This window comes from Gemmatimonas sp. (genome assembly GCF_031426495.1).
GTDB lineage: Bacteria > Gemmatimonadota > Gemmatimonadetes > Gemmatimonadales > Gemmatimonadaceae > Gemmatimonas.
Window position 1 is genome coordinate 1 of the sequence record NZ_JANPLK010000091.1, and the last position, 1,061, is coordinate 1,061.

Sequence of the window (1,061 nt, forward strand, 5' to 3'; positions counted from 1 at the left end):
AGTGGCGATCTGCTCGAGGAGAGCGTGCAGCAGCGCGCCGAGGCCTCGGGGGCGATCGCGGCCTGGATGCGGGAGGGGGAGCGTGGCCCCATCGTGGTAGCCGGCGACTTCAACCTCCCCGTGGAGTCGCAGGCGCTGCGCCATGACTGGAGGTGGCTGCGCAACGCCTTCAGCGAAGCCGGGTGGGGCTTCGGGCACACCATGTTTGCCGGCCGGCACCGGGTGCGCATCGACCACGCGCTGGTGTCGAGCGAGTTCATGGTACGCGGTGCCCACGTGCTGAGTGGGTTCCCGTCGGAGCATCAGCCGGTGGTGGCGGAGCTTGAACTCGGCCGACGGTAGAGGCGGCCGGGCGCTGGCTTCAGGCGGCGTTCCGACGCTTCTTCGCCTGAATGGCCTTCGCCAGATCTGCGGAAGTCGCGCCGAGCCCAATTAGCGCGCGCACCAGCAGGTCGAAGGACACCGACGCTTCGCCGGCCTCCATCTTCGCCACGCGCGACTGGCTCGAGTGGAGGCGCTTCGCGACCGCATCTTGCGACAGACCAAGCTTCGCTCGACGCGCACGAAGTGCATCGCTCAGGCGCAGCTTCAAATCCACCAGCGCAGACTCTTCGGCAGTCAGCTCCAAAAACTCATCGACCGTTCCGACCGCCCATCCTTGCGCGTCCAACGCCGCCATTTTTGCCTTCCGCATCGCTCATCCCTCTCCTTGGGTCACGCGATCGTAGACTCGCAGGCGTGCTCGTCCCGTCGCCAACACGTTGGCCGGCGTCGCGGCCGTCTTCTTCGCGAACACCTCCACGATTACCACGGCGTCTACGTCGAGCCGATAAAGAATTCGCCACCCAGAACGTCGGCGACTTCACCGCCCCGCGCAGCCATACAAGCGGTCGTCGCGTCGCCCTCATGAAGACAAGGTTATGTCATTGTGGACATATGTCAAGATGGACATCCCGTCGTTGCTTGGATGTCACACTGCTCAGGTACTATGGTGCTTAAGCAGTGTACTGCATAAGCGGAGGCGCAGACCTTCTATTTCGATATCGGCTCGATGACCCGGC

2 protein-coding genes are annotated in these 1,061 nt (G+C 64.1%); one reads left to right on the forward strand and one right to left on the reverse strand.

All coding sequences use genetic code 11. The annotated features are described in order from the left end of the window. The coding region (locus RMP10_RS23145) for an endonuclease/exonuclease/phosphatase family protein (RefSeq protein ID WP_310572430.1) at positions 1–342 on the forward strand (342 nt) is incomplete at its 5' end. A gap of 19 nt (positions 343–361) precedes the next feature. Here RMP10_RS23145 and RMP10_RS23150 read toward each other — a convergent pair. Beyond that, positions 362–694, reverse strand: a complete 333-nt coding sequence (locus tag RMP10_RS23150; protein WP_310572431.1) for a helix-turn-helix transcriptional regulator — start codon at positions 692–694, stop codon at positions 362–364. Between the last annotated feature and the right edge of the window lie 367 nt (positions 695–1,061).

What these genes read in the sequence shown, in the direction of transcription:
- RMP10_RS23150 (WP_310572431.1), bottom strand. Translation starts at nt 694, where the DNA reads ATGCGGAAGGCAAAAATGGCGGCGTTGGACGCGCAAGGATGGGCGGTC.